This window comes from Nocardioides rubriscoriae (assembly GCF_008087085.1).
Classification (GTDB): domain Bacteria; phylum Actinomycetota; class Actinomycetes; order Propionibacteriales; family Nocardioidaceae; genus Nocardioides; species Nocardioides rubriscoriae.
This window is the reverse complement of the sequence record NZ_VIYJ01000010.1, coordinates 133,738-150,728: the sequence shown is the minus strand read 5'-3', so window position 1 is coordinate 150,728 and position 16,991 is coordinate 133,738. Positions and strand designations below refer to the sequence as shown.

General features: G+C 72.2%; 14 protein-coding genes and 1 tRNA gene. 5 read left to right on the top strand and 10 right to left on the bottom strand.

From position 1 onward, the window contains the following. Positions 1–21: 21 nt before the first annotated feature. Positions 22–459 (bottom strand): hypothetical protein, encoded by a 438-nt coding sequence (locus FZC61_RS18455; RefSeq protein WP_148615640.1) that lies wholly within the window; start codon positions 457–459, stop codon positions 22–24. A 201-nt stretch (positions 460–660) separates the two neighbouring features. Here FZC61_RS18455 and FZC61_RS18450 point away from each other — a divergent pair, with 201 nt between their 5' ends. Together FZC61_RS18450 and FZC61_RS18445 are read left to right on the top strand one after the other, a co-directional pair. Next, the gene (locus FZC61_RS18450; protein ID WP_148615639.1) at positions 661–2,004 is read left to right on the top strand and encodes an HNH endonuclease signature motif containing protein; all 1,344 of its coding nucleotides are present in this window, start codon (positions 661–663) and stop codon (positions 2,002–2,004) included. Positions 2,005–2,051: 47 nt separating this feature from the next. After that, on the top strand, positions 2,052–3,149 hold the full coding sequence (locus tag FZC61_RS18445) for a bifunctional GNAT family N-acetyltransferase/GrpB family protein (protein WP_148615638.1): 1,098 nt from the start codon (positions 2,052–2,054) through the stop codon (positions 3,147–3,149). Here FZC61_RS18445 and pth read toward each other — a convergent pair. Both pth and FZC61_RS18435 read right to left on the bottom strand, forming a co-directional pair. Continuing rightward, complete coding sequence (pth, locus tag FZC61_RS18440) at positions 3,139–3,726, bottom strand: aminoacyl-tRNA hydrolase (protein WP_148615723.1); 588 nt, start codon at positions 3,724–3,726, stop codon at positions 3,139–3,141. The genes FZC61_RS18445 and pth overlap by 11 nt on opposite strands. A gap of 77 nt (positions 3,727–3,803) precedes the next feature. Then, the gene (locus tag FZC61_RS18435) at positions 3,804–4,475 is read right to left on the bottom strand and encodes a 50S ribosomal protein L25/general stress protein Ctc (protein ID WP_148615637.1); all 672 of its coding nucleotides are present in this window, start codon (positions 4,473–4,475) and stop codon (positions 3,804–3,806) included. Positions 4,476–4,666: 191 nt separating this feature from the next. Between FZC61_RS18435 and pepN the strand changes: the two genes are divergently transcribed. Next, on the top strand, positions 4,667–7,102 hold the full coding sequence (pepN, locus tag FZC61_RS18430) for an aminopeptidase N (RefSeq protein WP_148615636.1): 2,436 nt from the start codon (positions 4,667–4,669) through the stop codon (positions 7,100–7,102). Positions 7,103–7,255: 153 nt separating this feature from the next. Here the strand turns inward: pepN and FZC61_RS18425 are convergent, their stop codons facing one another. Then, positions 7,256–8,236, bottom strand: coding sequence for a ribose-phosphate diphosphokinase (locus tag FZC61_RS18425; RefSeq protein ID WP_148615635.1), 981 nt, complete (start codon positions 8,234–8,236; stop codon positions 7,256–7,258). Further along, positions 8,233–9,702, bottom strand: coding sequence for a bifunctional UDP-N-acetylglucosamine diphosphorylase/glucosamine-1-phosphate N-acetyltransferase GlmU (glmU, locus tag FZC61_RS18420; RefSeq protein ID WP_148615634.1), 1,470 nt, complete (start codon positions 9,700–9,702; stop codon positions 8,233–8,235). The genes FZC61_RS18425 and glmU overlap by 4 nt, the downstream gene beginning before the upstream one ends. Positions 9,703–9,925: 223 nt before the next feature. On the opposite strand from glmU, the gene FZC61_RS18415 reads away from it, so the two are divergent. Together FZC61_RS18415 and FZC61_RS18410 are read left to right on the top strand one after the other, a co-directional pair. Next, positions 9,926–12,013, top strand: coding sequence for an ATP-binding protein (locus FZC61_RS18415; protein WP_148615633.1), 2,088 nt, complete (start codon positions 9,926–9,928; stop codon positions 12,011–12,013). A gap of 91 nt (positions 12,014–12,104) precedes the next feature. After that, positions 12,105–12,539 carry a globin domain-containing protein gene (locus FZC61_RS18410; RefSeq protein ID WP_148615632.1) on the top strand — a complete coding sequence of 145 codons (435 nt, stop codon included), beginning with the start codon at positions 12,105–12,107 and terminating at the stop codon, positions 12,537–12,539. Between the two features lie 142 nt (positions 12,540–12,681). Here the strand turns inward: FZC61_RS18410 and FZC61_RS18405 are convergent, their stop codons facing one another. The 5 genes from FZC61_RS18405 to FZC61_RS18385 form a co-directional block, all read right to left on the bottom strand. Next, positions 12,682–14,364, bottom strand: coding sequence for an Ig-like domain repeat protein (locus FZC61_RS18405; protein ID WP_148615631.1), 1,683 nt, complete (start codon positions 14,362–14,364; stop codon positions 12,682–12,684). Positions 14,365–14,515: 151 nt separating this feature from the next. Then, positions 14,516–14,594, bottom strand: a tRNA-Gln gene (locus FZC61_RS18400). Positions 14,595–14,625: 31 nt separating this feature from the next. Further along, positions 14,626–14,877 (bottom strand): DUF6752 domain-containing protein, encoded by a 252-nt coding sequence (locus FZC61_RS18395; protein ID WP_246142781.1) that lies wholly within the window; start codon positions 14,875–14,877, stop codon positions 14,626–14,628. After that, positions 14,874–16,502 (bottom strand): class I SAM-dependent methyltransferase, encoded by a 1,629-nt coding sequence (locus tag FZC61_RS18390; protein WP_246142780.1) that lies wholly within the window; start codon positions 16,500–16,502, stop codon positions 14,874–14,876. The genes FZC61_RS18395 and FZC61_RS18390 overlap by 4 nt, the downstream gene beginning before the upstream one ends. Then, positions 16,499–16,930 (bottom strand): FAD synthase family protein, encoded by a 432-nt coding sequence (locus FZC61_RS18385; RefSeq protein ID WP_148615630.1) that lies wholly within the window; start codon positions 16,928–16,930, stop codon positions 16,499–16,501. Before FZC61_RS18385 ends, FZC61_RS18390 begins: the two co-directional genes overlap by 4 nt. Positions 16,931–16,991 lie beyond the last annotated feature (61 nt).

Sequence of the window (16,991 nt, the reverse complement as noted above, 5' to 3'; positions counted from 1 at the left end):
GCGCAATAGCGGAGCCGGTCGCTACTCGTTGATGCTGACGACCCGAGTGATTTCCTTGCCGGTCTCACTGTCGATGACCACGCGGTCACCCACGGGGCTCGGCAGATCAACGACGATGGAGTCCGAGCAGCCGTCTTCCCGCTCGGCCGCGGTCACCGTGAGACGCACCTTCGTTGATGACTCCTCGACGTCAACTGGCGCATTTGGGTTACAGCCGGTGACCCACACCATGAGGGAGGGCGCGTCGTCCTTGTACTCGACATACTGGACGGCAGAAAGCGGCTCCGACTGGCACCCGGCCAGCAGCAGAAGGACGGCCACGATCCCCGCTGTCGGCCTCATGGCTTCATTGACGCACAGCGGGGCCCGTTTCGTCATGGGACGAGCAGCCCGACTCTCGGCAAAGCCGGGCGGTTGCACCACATCACGAAACTTGAACTTGCCTGCTTGCGCATTCAATCGAACAGGCGTACGATCGACTCAGCGCATGTTGAGCCGCATCTCGGCACCGGACACTTCGGCGGGTGTGCGTCCCGTCCTCGGCCCCCACGGGCTCGCTGGTCCCGAGCAGTCATCGCAGAAGTCCCGGTGGTCCCACTCCCCGCGGCAGCACGCACCCGTTGACCCTGACTCGGGGTCAAGACTGCTCGGAGCTCGTCCATGTCATTCACGTCGTCGCCGCTGGGGCACCCCGTGCTGGCCTGTGCCACCACGCTGGGTGCTGCGCTCGACGACGTGGCCGCGATCGAGCCGCTGTTCATGAGCACTCCCGACAAGGAGGCCGCGCTGGTCGAGCTCGCGGCCGTCGCGGCCCGCCTCGACGAGCTCCGGTTGCGGGTGCTCGCCGCTGCCGACGACGTCGCTGCGGCGCACGGCTCACGTGACGCCGGCGCGTGGCTGGCCCACGCGATAAGGCTCGACGACCACGTCGGCCGGCGCGACCTCGAGCTCGCCCGCATGCTCGAGCGCCGACCCGCGCTCGCGGCAGCCATGCGGTGCGGCGAGGTCGACCGGGAGCGGGCCATGGTCGTGGGCCGCGCTCTCGACGAGCTGCCCGACGACCTACCACCCGGGGTGGCCGCGCAGGCCCAGCAGCACCTCGTCGACCAAGCACCCCACTTCGCACCGCGCGCCCTGCGCAACCTCGGCCGCAAGCTGCTCTCGGTCATCGCCCCCGACCTCGAAGACCAACGCGAAGCCAAGGCCCTCGGCGACGCCGACACCCGCGCCGCCGCCCAGACCTCGCTCCACACCCGCCGGCGCGGCGACGGCACCACCGACATCCGCATCCGCTGCGCCGACCACGTCGCCGACCGACTCATGACCTACCTGCAGTCGTTCACCTCCCCTCGACAGCGACCCACCGCCACCCCCACCACCGAGCCGACCGAGCCGACCGAGCCGACCGAGCCGACCGGGCCGAGCCAGGACCGTGAGCCAGCCGACGACCCCGAGCCCGCCAGCCCCGGCCCCACCGACCAGCGCACCTACCCGCAGCGCCTCGGCGACGCCTTCGGCGCCCTCCTCGAGCGTCTCGACCCCAGCCGTCTCCCGCTGCACGGCGGCGACGCCACCACCGTCATCGTCACCATCGAGCTGCAGTCCCTCCTCGAAGGCCTCGGCGTCGCCCTGGTCGGCGACGAACCCCTCTCCGCCACCCAAGCCCGACGCCTGGCCTGCACCGCCCGCCTCGTCCCGGCCGTGCTCGGCAGTGAGTCGGAGATCCTCGACCTCGGCCGCAGCCGCCGGCTCTACAGCCGTTCCCAGCGCAAAGCCATGGCCGTGCGCGACGTCACCTGCCGCACCCGTGGCTGCACCATCCCTGCCGCCTGGTGCGAGGCCCACCACCTCGTCGCCTGGTCCCAAGGTGGCCACACCGACCTCGACGACGGCGTGCTCCTCTGCAGCCACCACCACCACCTCGCGCACGACCCCCGCTACGAGCTGGTCCGACACCCCGACGGCACCCTCACCTTCCATCGCCGCCCACCCGACCCCGACTGACGAGGAGCGCGGTGGTTCCACCGCTGCGCCGTGCCAGGGTGGGGCGCATGAGCATCGAGCTGCGCCGGGTGACCGCCGACGACTGGCAGCTGCTGCGCGACGTCCGGCTGAGGGCGCTCGCCGACGCCCCCGAGGCGTTCGGGAGCACGCTGGCCCAGGCCGAGTCGCTCACCGAGGGCGGGTGGCGCCAACGGGCCGACAACGGCGGGCTCACCCTGCTCGCCCTCGACGACGGCCACCCGGTGGCGATGGGCGGCGCCTTCGCCCCCGACGACGGGCCGACCGTCTTCGTGTGGGGCATGTGGACCGACCCGGTCGCCCGCGGGCACGGCGTCGGCGGGCAGCTGCTCGACGCGCTCGTGGCCTGGTGCCGGCCGTCGTACGACGAGGTGCGGCTGCACGTCACCGAGGGCAACGACGGCGCCCGCCGCCTCTACGTCAGCCGCGGCTTCGAGCCGACCGGCACGTGGGAGCCGCTGTGCGAGGGGTCCCCGCTGCAGATCGAGGAGCTGCGGCTCCTCCTGCACCAGGGGCCGACCCAGCAGCCTCGCATCGCCATCGAGGCCCACGACGAGCGATGGCCGGCGGAGTTCGAGCGCATCGCCGCCGCCCTGGCCGGCGCGCTGGGAGAGGTGGCGCTGCGCATCGACCACATCGGCTCCACCTCCGTGCCGGGGCTGGCCGCCAAGGACGTCATCGACGTGCAGGTCACCGTGGCCGACCTCGCCGACCCGCGCCTCGAGGCCGGCTTCCGCACGCTCGGCGCGACCCCGACCGAGCACACCCGCGACCACGTCCCACCCGGCGCGACGGACGCGCCGGGCGAGTGGTCCAAGCGGATGTTCCGGGCCCCGTCGTCGTGGCGCCGTACTCATCTCCACGTGCGCGAGGTCGGTCGCGGCAACCAGCGCTACGCGTTGCTCTTCCGCGACTACCTGCGCTCGTCGCCGTCGGCTGCCACCGCCTACGCCCGGGTCAAGACCGCCCTGGCGCAGCTGCACCCCGACGACGCGGACGCCTACTACGCGGTGAAGGACCCGGTGTGCGACCTCGTCATGGAGGCGGCCGAGCAGTGGGCCCACGCCGTCGGCTGGTCCCCCGACGGTGGGACCACCCACGCGAGCCGAGGACAGGTCAGCTGTTGAACTTCTGCTGCGTGCGCTCGAGCCCCTCGAGGACCAGCGACTCGACCGCGTCGGCGGCGGTGTCGACCTGGAAGGGCAGCTCCTTGCGCTCGACGGTGGAGTAGTTGGACAGCACGAAGTCGGCGACGTCCTGCCGGCCCGGGGGGCGGCCGATGCCGGCCCGGACCCGGTAGAAGTCGCCGGTGCCGAACGACGAGCGCATCGACTTCAGTCCGTTGTGGCCGTTGTCGCCGCCGCCGAGCTTGGTGCGCAAGGTCCCGAAGGCGATGTCGAGCTCGTCGTGGATCGCGATCACGTGGTCGGGCTCGACCTTGTAGAACGTGGCCAGCGCCTTGACCGGCCCGCCGACCTCGTTCATGTAGGAACGAGGTCGGGCGAGCACGAGACGGGGGCCGTCGCTGCCGGGCGCCCCCAGCCGGGCCTCGGCCACCTCGGCGCGCCCGGTCTTGTGGGCGCGCAGCGGGGTGCCGAGCCGGCGGACGAGCTCGTCGACGACCAGGTAGCCGATGTTGTGACGGTGCCCGGCGTACTTCTCGCCGGGGTTGCCCAGACCGACGACGAGCCACACCTCGGACATGTCGTCGGTCTCCTGCGCGGGGTCGGGGCGTACCGGTGAGATCAGGCGGCCCAGGTACCACCTGAGCCGGGCGAGGATCACTCCTCGGAGGCCGGGGACTCCTCGGCCGCAGCCTCGCTGCTCGCGGACTCGTCCTCGGACTCGTCGCGCTCGATGCCGGCCTCGGCCTCGGCCTCCTCCAGCTCGGCCTCGAGGGCCTCGGCGCTGATCTGCTCGGTGATGTTGACGACGAGGGTCTCGCCGTCGACGAGCAGGGTGGTGCCGGCGGGGAGCTGCAGCTCGGAGGCCAGGATCTGGGTGCCCGCGGCGAGGCCCTCGATGTCGACGTCGATCTGCTCGGGGATCGTGGTGGCCTCGGCCTCGACCTGGACGGTCTGGTTCTCGATGACCACGAGGGTGTCGGGGCCGGCCTCGCCGACGACGTTGATCGCGACGTCGACGGTGACCTTCTCGCCCTTGCGGACGGCGACGAAGTCGATGTGCTCGATCGCGCGGCGGATCGGGTCGATCTGGACCTGCTTGGTCAGCGCCAGCTGGCTCGAGCCGTCGATGTCGAGCTCGAGCAGGGCGTTGGAGCCGCCGTGCTTGAGGGCCATCATCGTCGAGTGACCCGGCAGGGTGACGTGGATCGGGTCGTTGCCGTGGCCGTAGATGACGGCCGGGATCTTGTTCTCGCGACGGATGCGGCGGGCCGCGCCCTTGCCGAACTCGGTGCGGCTCTCGGCCTGGATCTTCTCGGTCTCGGACATGCTGGTCTCCCGGTTGGTTCGGCGGTGTGTGGGTCGGTGGGGCCGGGCGGAGAGACACAGAACGCCGCGCGACAGCGCGGCGTTCGATCAGCCGGCCCTGTCGATCACGGAGCTGGGTGGGCTCCCTCGCCGAGGCAACCCGAGAAGATTACGGGCGTCGGCCGCCGATCGCCAATCCGTAGGGTGAGGGCGTGAGCCTGACCCTCGACGAAGCCCGTGCCCGTGCCGCCGCCGTCTCGGACGTCTCCTACAGCCTCGAGCTCGACCTGACCGATCCTGGCCGGGGCCACTACGACCTGGGCTGCGTCGTCGGCTTCACCTGCAGCACCGACGCGACGTTCCTCGAGCTGAGCGGCGCGAGTGACGTCGACGTCGAGCTCGACCCTGAGCACCAGGGCGTGACGTGGTCCTACGACGGCCACCGGATCCACCTCTCCGGCCTCGGGGGACGGCACTCCCTGGTCGTGACCGCGAAGGTCCCCTACGTGACCGACGGCGACGGCATGCACACGTTCACCGACCCCGCCGACGGCGAGACCTACGTGGCGGCGTACGTCGGGATGGACGTGGCCCAGAAGGTCTTCCCCTGCTTCGACCAGAACGACCTGAAGGCGCCGGTCCAGCTGCGCGTCGGCGCCGACCCGGCGTGGACGGTCATGGCCAACGGGCGGGTCCAGCACGAGGGCCTGCTGGAGGGCGACGACGGCCGGACCCTGCGACGCTGGCAGTTCACCACCACCCTGCCGATCCCCACCGCCATGTTCGTGGTCTGCGCAGGGCCCTGGCACTCCCGCACCTGGGAGCACGCCGGGCTGCCCTTCGCCTGGCACGCCCGGGCGTCGCTGGCCGCCGAGCTCGACCGCGACTTCGACGAGCTGCGCGCGACGACCGAGAAGTGCTTCGACCACTACGCGACGCTGTTCACCGAGCCGATGCCGTTCGACTCCTACGAGCAGGCGTTCGTGCCCGGTCAGAACTGGGGCGCGCTCGAGACGCCGGGCTGCGTCACCTACCGCGACGAGTACCTCCCCCGCGGCCTCACCACCGCCCGCCTGCGCGCCGCCCGCGCCTCGACCATCGCCCACGAGATGGCGCACATGTGGTTCGGCGACCTGGTGACGATGACGTGGTGGGAGGACACCTGGCTGCAGGAGTCGTTCGCCGACTACATGGGCTTCCGCGTCGCCGAGGCCGCCGCCGGCTATCCGCACCTGCTGGTCGGCTTCGAGACGACCCGCAAGGTCGTCGCCTACCGCACCGACGCACGCCGCTCCACCCACCCGGTCGCCCCGGCCGCCGAGGACGTGCCCGACGTCGACGCCGCGGCCACCAACTTCGACATGATCAGCTACGCCAAGGGCAACGCTGCCCTGCGCCAGCTGGTGACCTGGCTGGGCGACGAGACCTTCCTCGCGGGCGTCAACGCCTACCTGTCGCAGCACCGTTTCGGCAACGCTGTGCTGGCCGACTTCGTGGCCGCGCTCGACGCCGTCTCCGACCGCGACGTCGTCGGGTGGGCGGACGCCTGGCTGCGCACCACCGGCTTCGACACCATCCGGGTCGAGCGCGACGACGACGGCACCCCGGTGCTGCACCGTGAGGGCTCGCGGCCCCACCGCTTCCAGGTGGCGTCGTACGACGACGTGCTGGCGCTGCTCGAGACCCGCACCGTCGACCTGGCCGACGAGCCGGTGCGGCTGGACGGCTGGGCGGGCCGGGTCGTGCTCCCCAACGTGGCCAGCGAGACCTATGCGCAGGTCGCCCTCGACCCGCGGTCGGCCGCCGCGTTCGCGTCGTCGCTGCCCGCGCTGGAGGACCCGCTGGCCCGGGCGGTCGTGTGGGGCACGTGGTTCGACGCGGTCCGCACCCGCCGGATGTCGGCGCTTGACTACCTCGGCGTCCTGGCCCGGCTCCTGCCGCTCGAGACCTACCCGATGATCGTGACCTCGGTCGTCAACCGGACCCTGGTCTCGATCCTGCCCGAGCGCGTTGCGGCCGACGACGTCGCCGCGGCGTGCGCCACCCTGGCCGACGCCTTCGCCGCCGGGTTGGCGCGCGCCACCGACGACGAGCTGCGCCTGACCTTCGTCGAAGGCCTGGCCTCGACCTCGCGCGACGCCGCGCTGCTCCAGGGCTGGCTCGACGCCGACGGGGTCGACGGCCTGTCCTGGTACGCCGGCCTGCGCTGGCGCGTCGTCGCCCGCCTGGCCGCGATCGGCGCCGTCGACGAGGCCGCCGTCGAGGCCGAGCGCCTGCGCGACGGCACCGTCGACGGCGAGCTCGGCGCCGCCCGCGCCCTGGCCGCCCGCCCGACCCCCGAGGCCAAGGCCGCCGCCTGGGCCGCCGCGACCGAGCCGGACGTCGCCAACCGCCGCTTCGAGGCGCTCACCGGCGGGCTGTGGCAGCCCGAGCAGGCCGCCCTCGTGGCGCCGTACGTCGACCGCTACCTGGCCGAGGCCCCGGCCCTGGCCGAGCGCGGCCAGGCGTTCGCCCAGGCGGTCGGCCGTGCCTTCCCGGCGGTCGCGCTCGACGCCGCCCGCCTCGACGCCGTCGAGGCCGCGCTGACCGATGTCACCAGCACGATCCTGCGGCGGGCCTGGGAGGACGCGCTCGACGACCGCCGCTGACGCTGGTCGAGGTGCGAGGAGCGCTAGCGACGAGCCTCGAGACCACCGCAGCGACAGCTCGACCCGACCTGTTGCTGCGGGGGTTTCGAGGCTCGCTGCGCTCGCACCTCAACCACCGTGTGGTGACGCTGGTCGCCCTCTGACCGACGTCGGCTACGCGTGACCGTCGAACATCGAGGTGACCGAGCCGTCCTCGAACACCTCGCGGATGGCGCGCGCGACCAGCGGCGCGATCGAGAGCGTGGTGAGCTTGTCGAACTCGGCGTCGGGGCTGATCGGCAGCGTGTTGGTGACGATCACCTCCGAGGCCGGGGAGTTCTTGAGGCGGTCGACGGCAGGTCCGGAGAGGATCGCGTGGGTCGCGGCGATCACGACGCCCGCGGCGCCGTCGGCGATGAGCGCCTCGGCGGCCTTCACGATGGTGCCGCCGGTGTCGATCATGTCGTCGGTCAGCACGCACATGCGGCCCTTGACGTCGCCGACGACGCGGTTGGCGACGGTCTCGTTGGGGCGGTCGGCCCGGCGGCTCTTGTGGATGAAGGCCAGGGGCGCCCCGCCCAGGCGCGCGGACCAGCGCTCGGCGACCTTGATGCGGCCGGCGTCGGGCGAGACGATCGCCAGCTGCTGGCCGCCGTACTGGGCCTTGATGTAGTCGGTGAGCAGCGGCAGCGCCATCAGGTGGTCGACGGGGCCGTCGAAGAAGCCCTGCAGCTGGTCGGCGTGCATGTCGACGGTGATGATGCGGTCGGCGCCCGCGGTCTTGAACATGTCGGCGACCAGGCGGGCCGAGATCGGCTCGCGGCCGCGGTGCTTCTTGTCCTGGCGACTGTAGCCCCAGAAGGGCATCACGACCGTGATGCGCTTGGCCGAGGCGCGCTTGAGCGCGTCGACCATGATCAGGTGCTCCATCAGCCAGGTGTTGATCGGCGCGGTGTGGCTCTGGATGACGAAAGCGTCGCAGCCGCGCACCGACTCCTCGTAGCGCACGTAGATCTCGCCGTTGGCGAAGTCGTAGGCCGACGTCGGCACGATCGGGGTGCCGAGGATCTCGGAGACCTCGGTGGCCAGGGCGGGGTGCGCCCGGCCACTGAAGACCATGAGGTTCTTCTCGGTGGTCTTCTGGATTCCGGTCACGCGCGCTCCTGAGGGCTCTCGTCGGACGGGTCGTGGGCCATGGGAGATTGTGCCAGGGCCTGCGCCGCCGCGGACGCCTGGTCGGTCCCTGGACGCCGCCGCGCGACCCAACCCTCGAGGTCGCGCTGCGGACCGGCGCTCACCGCCAGGGCGCCGGGCGGCACGTCATGGCGTACGACGGTGCCGGCACCCGTGCCCGCGCCGGCACCGATCTCGACCGGCGCGACGAAGGTGTTGTTGGACCCCGTGCGGGCATGCGGGCCCACGACGGTGCGGTGCTTGGCCACGCCGTCGTAGTTGGCGAAGATCGTGCCGGCGCCGATGTTGGTGCCCTCGCCGATCTCGGCGTCGCCGACGTAGGACAGGTGGGGCACCTTGGCGCCGTCGCCGATCTCGGCGTTCTTGGTCTCGACGAACGCACCGATCTTGCCGCGCGTGCCGAGCCTGGTGCCGGGCCGCAGGTAGGAGAAGGGCCCGACCGTGGCGCCGTCGCCGATCACGGCCAGCTCGGCGTGGGTGCGGACGACGCGGGCCCCGGCGCCGACCTCGCAGTCCTTCAGCGTGGTGTCGGGCCCGACCACGGCGTCCTCGGCGACCACCGTGGCCCCGAGGAGCTGGGTGCCGGGCAGGATCGTCACGTCGGCGGCGAGCACGACGTCGGCGTCGATCCAGGTCGTGGCGGGGTCCATCACGCTGACCCCGTCGCGCATCCACCGCGTCACGATCCGGCGGTTGAGCTCGGCGCCGATCCGCGCGAGCTGGGCGCGGTCGTTGACCCCCTCGGTCTGCATGACGTCGTCGATCGGGTGGGCGCTGACCGCGAGGGCGTCCTCGCGGGCCAGCCCGATCGCGTCGGTGAGGTAGAACTCGCCGTTGGCGTTGTCGTTGCCGATGCGGGGCAGCGCGTCGGCCAAGAACGCGGCATCGAAGGCCAGGATCCCGGAGTTGATCTCGCGGATCTCGCGCTGCAGGTCGGTGGCGTCCTTCTCCTCGACGATCGCGAGCACGTCGCCCTCGTCGTTGCGCACGATGCGCCCGAGCCCGAAGGGGTCGTCGACCACCCCGCTGAGGATGCTCACCGCCGCCTGCGAGGCGAGGTGCTCGGCGACGAAGGCGCGCAGGCTCTCGCCGGTCAGCAGGGGCGTGTCACCGGTCGCGACGACGACGGTGCCGCTGGTCTGCCCGATGGCCTGCATCGCCACGCGCACGGCGTGCCCGGTGCCGAGCTGCTCCTCCTGGACGGCGAGGACGGCGTCGGGGACCAGCTGCTGGATGTGGGGCCCGACCTGGTCGCGCTGGTGGCCGACGACCGCCACGACGCGTTGCGGCTCGGTCGCCAGCGCAGCGGCGAGCACGTGGCCCACCATGCTGCGACCACCGACCTCGTGGAGCACCTTCATCGTCTTGGACTTCATCCGGGTACCGCCACCGGCGGCCAGGACGATCACGGTCAGGTCGGGGGGCACCGGATCACACTAGGACAGGACGCCGGCCGGCGCCTCAGGCCCGGTCGTCCGTGCTGCCGCGAAGCCCCCCGCGACGGCCCGGATGTCGATACGCTCGACGGTACAGCCGCCCGGCCCCACCACTCGGTCCGCCGTTCTGCCCACCGTTCTGCTCAGGTAGCGCGCCCCGGTGCCGATGTTGGCGGCGGAAGCGGCAGCGCCGCGAGCATCGAGGAGGTAGGCAGTGCGAGCGACCGCGCAGGACCGCTGGCGAGCCGCCGCGGGTTGGTCCCTGCTCGGGCTGGTGATCATCCTGCTCGGTGACGCGGCGATCCGCTTGGCTCCCTCCGGGACCCAGGTCGCAGCGTGGTGGCCCGCCACCGGCGTGGCGATCGCGGTGGGTCTGCGACGGGGCCGGTCCGGAGTACGCGGCGCCGTCGCGACGACGTGGCTGGCCAGCGTCGTGGCCAACCTGACCGGGGGCCGCGAGCTCGACGTGGCGCTGCTCTTCTCGACCGCCAACGCCGCCGAGGTCGCGCTGACCTGCGCGCTGGTCCTGCAGCTCAACCCCGGGCTCACGCTGCTCTCGATCAAGCAGCTGTCGCAGATCGGAGCGGCCGCCGCCACCGGCGCGCTGCTGGCCGGCCTGGTCGCGGCGGCTGCGGTGATGGGTCTGCTCGGCGGCGAGTTCTGGGTGACGGCGCGGGCGGTCACGGCCTCGCACCTGGCAGCTGTCCTGCTCTTCCTGCCCTTCGCCCTGGGGCGCGAGCACCACCCGCGCCAGGCCGGCTACCCCGAGAAGATCGGCACCGCGTTCGTGCTGGTCGCCGTGAGCCTCGCCCTGTTCGGCCCCGCCCAGCACCTGCCCCTGGTGTTCACGCTGTTCCCGCTGCTGGTCTTCCTCGCGTTCCGGCAGTCGCTGCAGGCCTGCGCGGTCCAGCTGATCTTGGTCAACGTCACCATCACCGCGGCCTCGGCCGCCGGGTGGGGGCCGTTCGTCGTGGCCGTCGAGCGCGCCGGCCTGGAGCCGGAGACGACCGGCACGATGATCGAGGTCCTCATCCTGTCGACCGCGATCATGCTCTTCTCGCTGCGCGTGACCGTCGAGTCGCGCCAATCAGCGCACCTGAGCGCGATGGGGGCGCGCCAGCACCTCCAGGCCGTCATCGAGTCGGCGTCCTCCACCGCGATCATCGAGACCGACCTCGACGGTGTCATCCAGGTCTTCAACCAGGGTGCGGTCAACATGCTGGGGTACGCCGAGGAGGAGGTCGTGGGTCGACACACGCCCACCCTGTTCCACGACCCCGAGGAGGTCATCGCCCGGGCCGCCGAGCTGGGCATCGAGCCCGGGTTCGAGGTGTTCGTCAGCGAGGTGCGCGGGCGCGAGCGCACCTCCGAGCGCCGCGACTGGACCTACGTCACCGCCGACGGCCGCCGACGGCTCGTCTCGTTGGTCGTCAGCCGGGTCGACGACGCCGAGGGCTACCCGATCGGCTACCTCGGCATCGCCGAGGACGTCGGGGCCCAGCGCAAGGTCGAGAAGCTCCTCGTGCAGGCGCTCGAGCACGAGCGCGCCCTCGCGTCCCGACTGCAAGAAGCCGACGCCCTCAAGGCCGACTTCGTCTCGTCGGTCTCGCACGAGCTGCGCACCCCGATGACCAGCGTCCTGGGCTACGCCGAGATCCTGGCTGACCTGTACGGCGACGCGCTGGGCACCGAGGGCTCGATCATCGTGGGCCGCATCGAGTCCAACGGCCAGCGGCTGTTGTCGCTGGTGGACGGGCTGCTCACGCTGTCGCGCACCGACTCCGGCACCCACGAGCTCGAGCGCGCGGAGGTCGACGTCCGGACCGTGGCCCGCAACGCCGTCGCCGTGCTGCAGCCGTTGGCCCTGACCAACGACATCCGGGTCTTCGTCGTGGAGCCCTGGGAGCCTGAGGTGGTGCTGGGTGACGAGGCCGAGATCGAGCGCGTGATCATCAACCTGCTGAGCAACGCCATCAAGTTCACCGCCGGCGGCGGCCACATCGCGCTGTCCTTCGCCGACGACGAGCCGGGCACCATGGCGTTGAGCGTCACCGACACCGGGGTCGGGATCCCGCCCGAGGACCTCGACCACGTCTTCGACCGCTTCCACCGGGCCTCCAACGCCGTGGCCTCGACCGCGCCCGGGACCGGCCTGGGCCTGGCGATCGTGAAGTCGATCGTCGAGCGGCACGGCGGCAGCGTCGAGGTCGCCTCGCAGCTGCACCAGGGCACCACCTTCACCGTGCGCCTGCGCAAGAAGACCGCCGACGCCCCGGCGGACCAGCTGTCGCTGCCCCGCTAGCGGTGGGCCCGGGCCGCCGGGGACGGTGGGGCTGCGACGACGACGAGCGCGGCACCTTGTCCCCGGGGCGGGGCGGCGTTCTACTGGGCGGGTGCCGACCCTCTACGACGCCCTCGGCGGTACCGACGTCATGCTCCGCGTCGCCCACCACTGGCACGAGCGCGTCCTGGCCGACCCGGTGGTCAGCCACGCCTTCGACCACGGCTTCCGCGCCGACCACACCGAGCGGCTCGCGGCGTACTGGGTCGAGGTGCTCGGCGGCCCGGCCGCCTACACAGGCCCCGGGCTGGGCGACGAGAGCCACGTCGTACGACTGCACACGGGCAACGGCGAGCACGACGAGATGGACCGGCGCGCGGTGCGGGCCTTCGCCGACGCGCTGGTCGACGCCGGGGTGCCGCCGGCCCTCCACGACCGGCTCGTGCGGTGGTTCGAGCAGGCCAACCAGGACGTCAACCACCGCTACCCCAGCGTCGACGACGTGCCCGACGGGTTGCCGATGCCGCTGGTCGGGCCGACCACGTAGGAGTACGGTCCGGAGGGCCGCCCTGGTCCCGACCGAGTGACTGCGCCGCGCTCCTGGGCGACGGGGACGCACCGCGTCACCGAGACCTTCGCGGCCGGCGACACGTCGGTCTACGAACGACCCACCGGGCCGGGCATGGCAGCTAACCCACCTTGACCGTCACCGACCGGGAGGCACTGGGCAGCGCCTGGCTGGACCCGACGTAGGAGAGGCTCAGCACGTGCTTGCCGCGACCGGCCCTCCCGAAGGCCGGAAGGTTGAAGGTGGCCCGACCCCCGGCGCCCAGCGAGACGGTGTAGCGGACGCGCCGGTCGATCAGGACCGTGACCTTGCCCGTCACCGTGGTCGCAGCCGGAGCCGACACCACAGCCGTCAGGCGCGGCCTCTGGCTGGTCGTGAGGGTCACGTCGGCGACCTTGAGCGTGGTGGCAGAGGGCGCCCGGGCCACGATGAAGCGCACCTGCGCCCCGTTGACGGCGTCGAGGGCAAGGGCCTCCACCTTGATGCCGCCCGAGTAGCTGGTGAACGACTCGCCGGCGTCCAGGTGGTCGTTGCGGTTGTAGACGTTGGGGCTCGAGGTGCTCGTGCCGACCGCGAGCGTCACCGTCTCGGAGTAGGAGGGGACGTAGGCGTTGTACCGCGGGTCGCCCGGCGGGAAGGTCAGCAGGCGCGAGATCCGCACGCCGCCGGTGGCCTCCGGCGTGTCCTGGGTCCACCGCGCGAAGGAGTCCCCGTTGCCGCCCACGCGCGGGGGGAAGAGGTAGAACAGGCCGCCCTCCTGACGTGCGGCGCCGCGGTACTCGATCGACGTCGCGTCCGCTCCCGCCTTGGTGCGGTACTCCACGACGTAGACCTGCCCGGTCCGCGGGTCGGTGATCCGTGCCGCGCGCAGGCCGGTGGCGTCGTCGAGCGGGTGAAGGACCACGGTGGTGGTCCCGACGCCCGGTGCGGCCAGCGACCCGGCCAGCCAGCCCGCGCGTGCCCGGGAGATCGCCGACAGGTGCGGGTAAGCGCGGTCGAGGCTGAACCCCATGATGTCCTGGGTGTCTCCGTACTCCTTGTACGGGCACTGCGAGTCGAGGTCGTCGCGGCGGAACTGGCCCAGCGGCGCGTCGACCTTGACCGCGTCGCGGCAGATGCCCGAGTCGGCGTGGCCGAACCCCAGGTTGTGACCGAACTCGTGGACCAACCCCGGGAGCCCGGGGTACTCGACGTTCTCGTCGGTGAGCCCGTTGGGGAGGAAGACGGTGCCCCCGCCGACGGAGGCGTGGCCGCCGGTGTGGCAAGCCGCGTTCTCCTGGCTGAGCATCAGCAGGTGGTTGTGGGCGGCCACCCAGTCGGCGCCGAGGGCCGCGCCGTCGAAGGCCACCTGCTCGCCGGCGTCGTAGGCCGCTGTCCAGTCACACCCGTCCTGGCCGAGGCTCCGAGTCTCGTACCCCGCGATCTCGAAGGTCACGGCGCCGTCGGACTCCGCCGACCAGTAGTCGCTGATGCGCTGGATCGCCGTGGCGACGTTGGCCTCGCTCAGGTCCTCGAGGCTCCAGTCGTCGTCGCCCGTGTCGTCGGTGACCTTGAGGATGCTGACGTAGACGTGGTGCACGGTCGGCGTACCGGACGCGCGGGACTCCCGAGCCGCTCGGCGGGTCGGTGCCAGCGGGTCGGCTGCCGATGTCCGGCCGGTCACCATGTCGTCCCACGACGGGCCCGCCGGGCGACCCTCGGGCCCGGGCGGCCGGGCTGCCGCCGCGCCCCCCGGCCCGGCGAGGGCGAGGAGGGTGACGAACGCGGACGCGAGCACGGCTGCGGGGACGACACGACGGTTCACGAGGGCTCCAGGGAATACGCGGCTCAGGCGCGGTGGACGCCCCTGGAAGTGTGGAGGGTGGCGACGCGGCCAGTGAACGAAACGACGACAACCGGCCTTCCGTCTAGACCTGTGCCCACAGCGCTGGCCGGTCGGACCGGTCGTCCTGGCGCTCCCCGGGATGGAGTCGAACCATCGTCGCTAGTCCTGATTCAAAGTCAGGCGGGCCCTGCCGGCAGACCAACCGGGGAATGTGTGGGGGTCAGCCTAGAGCGTCGGTCCTCAGAGCCTGCTGCGGTAGTCGGCCAACGCCTCCCGGACGCGCGCCTCGTCGCGGTCGGCGACCGGCAGCAGCAGCTCGGCGACCACGTCGGTCAGCTCGGCCACCCGGCGCTGGAGCTGCCGGTTCTCCTGCACCTCGACCTCGAGGCCGGCCACGCGGTCGCGCAGCCCGAGGCGCCGGCGACGCAGACGCTCGTATCGGTCACGGGCGACGACGACGCGTGCGCGCGCCGCGGCCAGGGTCCGGCTCATCTGGGGTTCCTCTCGGTGGGGGCCGGGCCGGTCGGCCTCGGCCAGGAGATGCACATGCGCACGACGTAGGGGTCGGGCCCGTCGACGACGTCGAGGCCCGCTCCACGTTCCTCGATCTCGACCACACCGCCGGACTCCTTCACCTCACGGCGTACGACGTCGGGGTCGAGCCGGGAGACCAGGCCGGCCGGAGCCGGGTCGGGCAGACCCCGGCCGGGGTCGAGAGCACTGAACTCCACGAAGAGCCGGCCGCCGCCGCGCGACACCATGCGGCCGAGCAGCCAGAGGTTGTGGCGTGCCGGCGCGTCGAGGCAGCCGAGCAGGTGACGGGCGTGGAGGTGGCGTCCGTCGCGGGCCAGCTCGGCTCCGGTGACGAGGACCGATCGCAGCTCGCCGAGCGCCAGGGCTCTCACAGCGAGGGGCACACCGTGGCGTCGGGCCCGCCGGGCGAGCGCCCGCCGGGCCGGTCGGGAGAAGTCGAGCGCGACGACGTCGTGGCCGTGGGAGGCGAACCACAGCGCGTCCCGGCCGGTACCCGCGCCGAGGTCGGCGATCGGCGCCCCGACGGGCACCTGGGCGCGCACCCAGCGCGCGAAGCCGGACCGACGCCGCGTCACGCCGTGGGCGCCACGACCCTGGTGGAAGTCCGCCCAGGCACCGACGTCGGTGCGGAACCCACGCAGCCACCCGTTGAGCCGGCGTACGCCGTCGGGCGGGTCGGCGTAGCGGAACGAGGGGTCGGGGGTGCGCCAGTGGGGGCCGTAGAGGAAGGCGAGCATCGCCTCGGGCCATGCCGGCGCCGGGAACTCGTGGCCGTGCAGCTCGACCGTCCCCAGCGGCAGGATCACCGACTCGGGCAGGGCGCCGCTGCGGTTGCCGAGCTGGTAGAACACTCCCTCGACGTAGAACGCGACGAAGACGTCGATGTGACAGCTCCGACCGTCGCTGAGCGGCAGCAGCAGCTTGATGTCGCCGCCTGACATGCGCATCAGCGACCAGCCGCGGTCGCGCAGGACCCGCTCGACGCGGTAGGACTCGAGGATCACCTCGGCCGGGCTCTGCCGGCGGCTCAGGTAGCAGACGTCGGTGTCGGAGTCGTGGGCGATCATCCGACCGTCGCGCACCGCGCCCAGCAGCGCTCCGTAGTTGAGGTAGGCCGTGACCCCGCACCCCTCGCGGAGGTCGGCCAGAGCGCGCTGGGTGCCGGCGAGGATCTCGCTGCGCACTGCGGTGTCGGTCTCGGAGAACGCGCGGCACAGGTGGCCCACCTTGTCGACGGCCAGCGGGTTGCCCCGCGCGTCGACGACGGCCACGCGCTCGCCGGTGGCCGTCTCACCGCCGAAGCAGACCTCCTGGTCGAGGAGCACCCGCCCGTCGACCGCGTCGGTGATGCCGACGCGGGTGGTGCCGCGCAGGTGGGGGCGCAGGACCTCGGGCCAGGGCACCTGCACGCCGCTCCCCCGTGGCCGCCCGTCGCGCGCCGGGGTGGTCGCCAGGACGTAGCGGCCGTCGAAGCTCACCACGAGGGCGCAGTCGGCGTCGCGGCCGCCGACGAAGAGGCCGTCGTCGTCGGCGTACGACGAGCCCACAGGTGCTGCCGGGGGCGCCGGTGGTGCGGTGGTCACGAGGCCGACCGCGCGGCGATCACGGCGCGCAGCTGGGTGCTGCTCGTGTGGACGGTGTAGGGGAAGTAGACGACCTCGACCCCGAGCAGCGACATCAAGCGCTCCAGGTCGACCCCGCGGGGGCTCCCTCGCCAGTCGTCGCCCTTGAAGACCCGGTGGAAGCCGACCTGGTGCCAGGCCTCACGCCGGTCGAGGGAGGTCTCGGCGTACGTCGCGTCGACCATCGCCAGGCTGTCGACGATCTCGAGCCGCTCCGCGAGCGGCACGAACGGCCGGATCCCCTTGACCGTCTCGCACAGCTCGTCGGAGACGAGCCCCGCGACGAGCACGTCGCACTGCGCACGGGCCTGCCGCAGGACGTTGAGGTGCCCGACGTGGAAGAGGTCGAACACCCCGGGCACGTAGCCGATGGTCGGTCCGGTGGCCATCGCCGCCTCACTCTCGTTTATCTATACTGAATTACATGACTTTAACACGACCGGCGCCTGT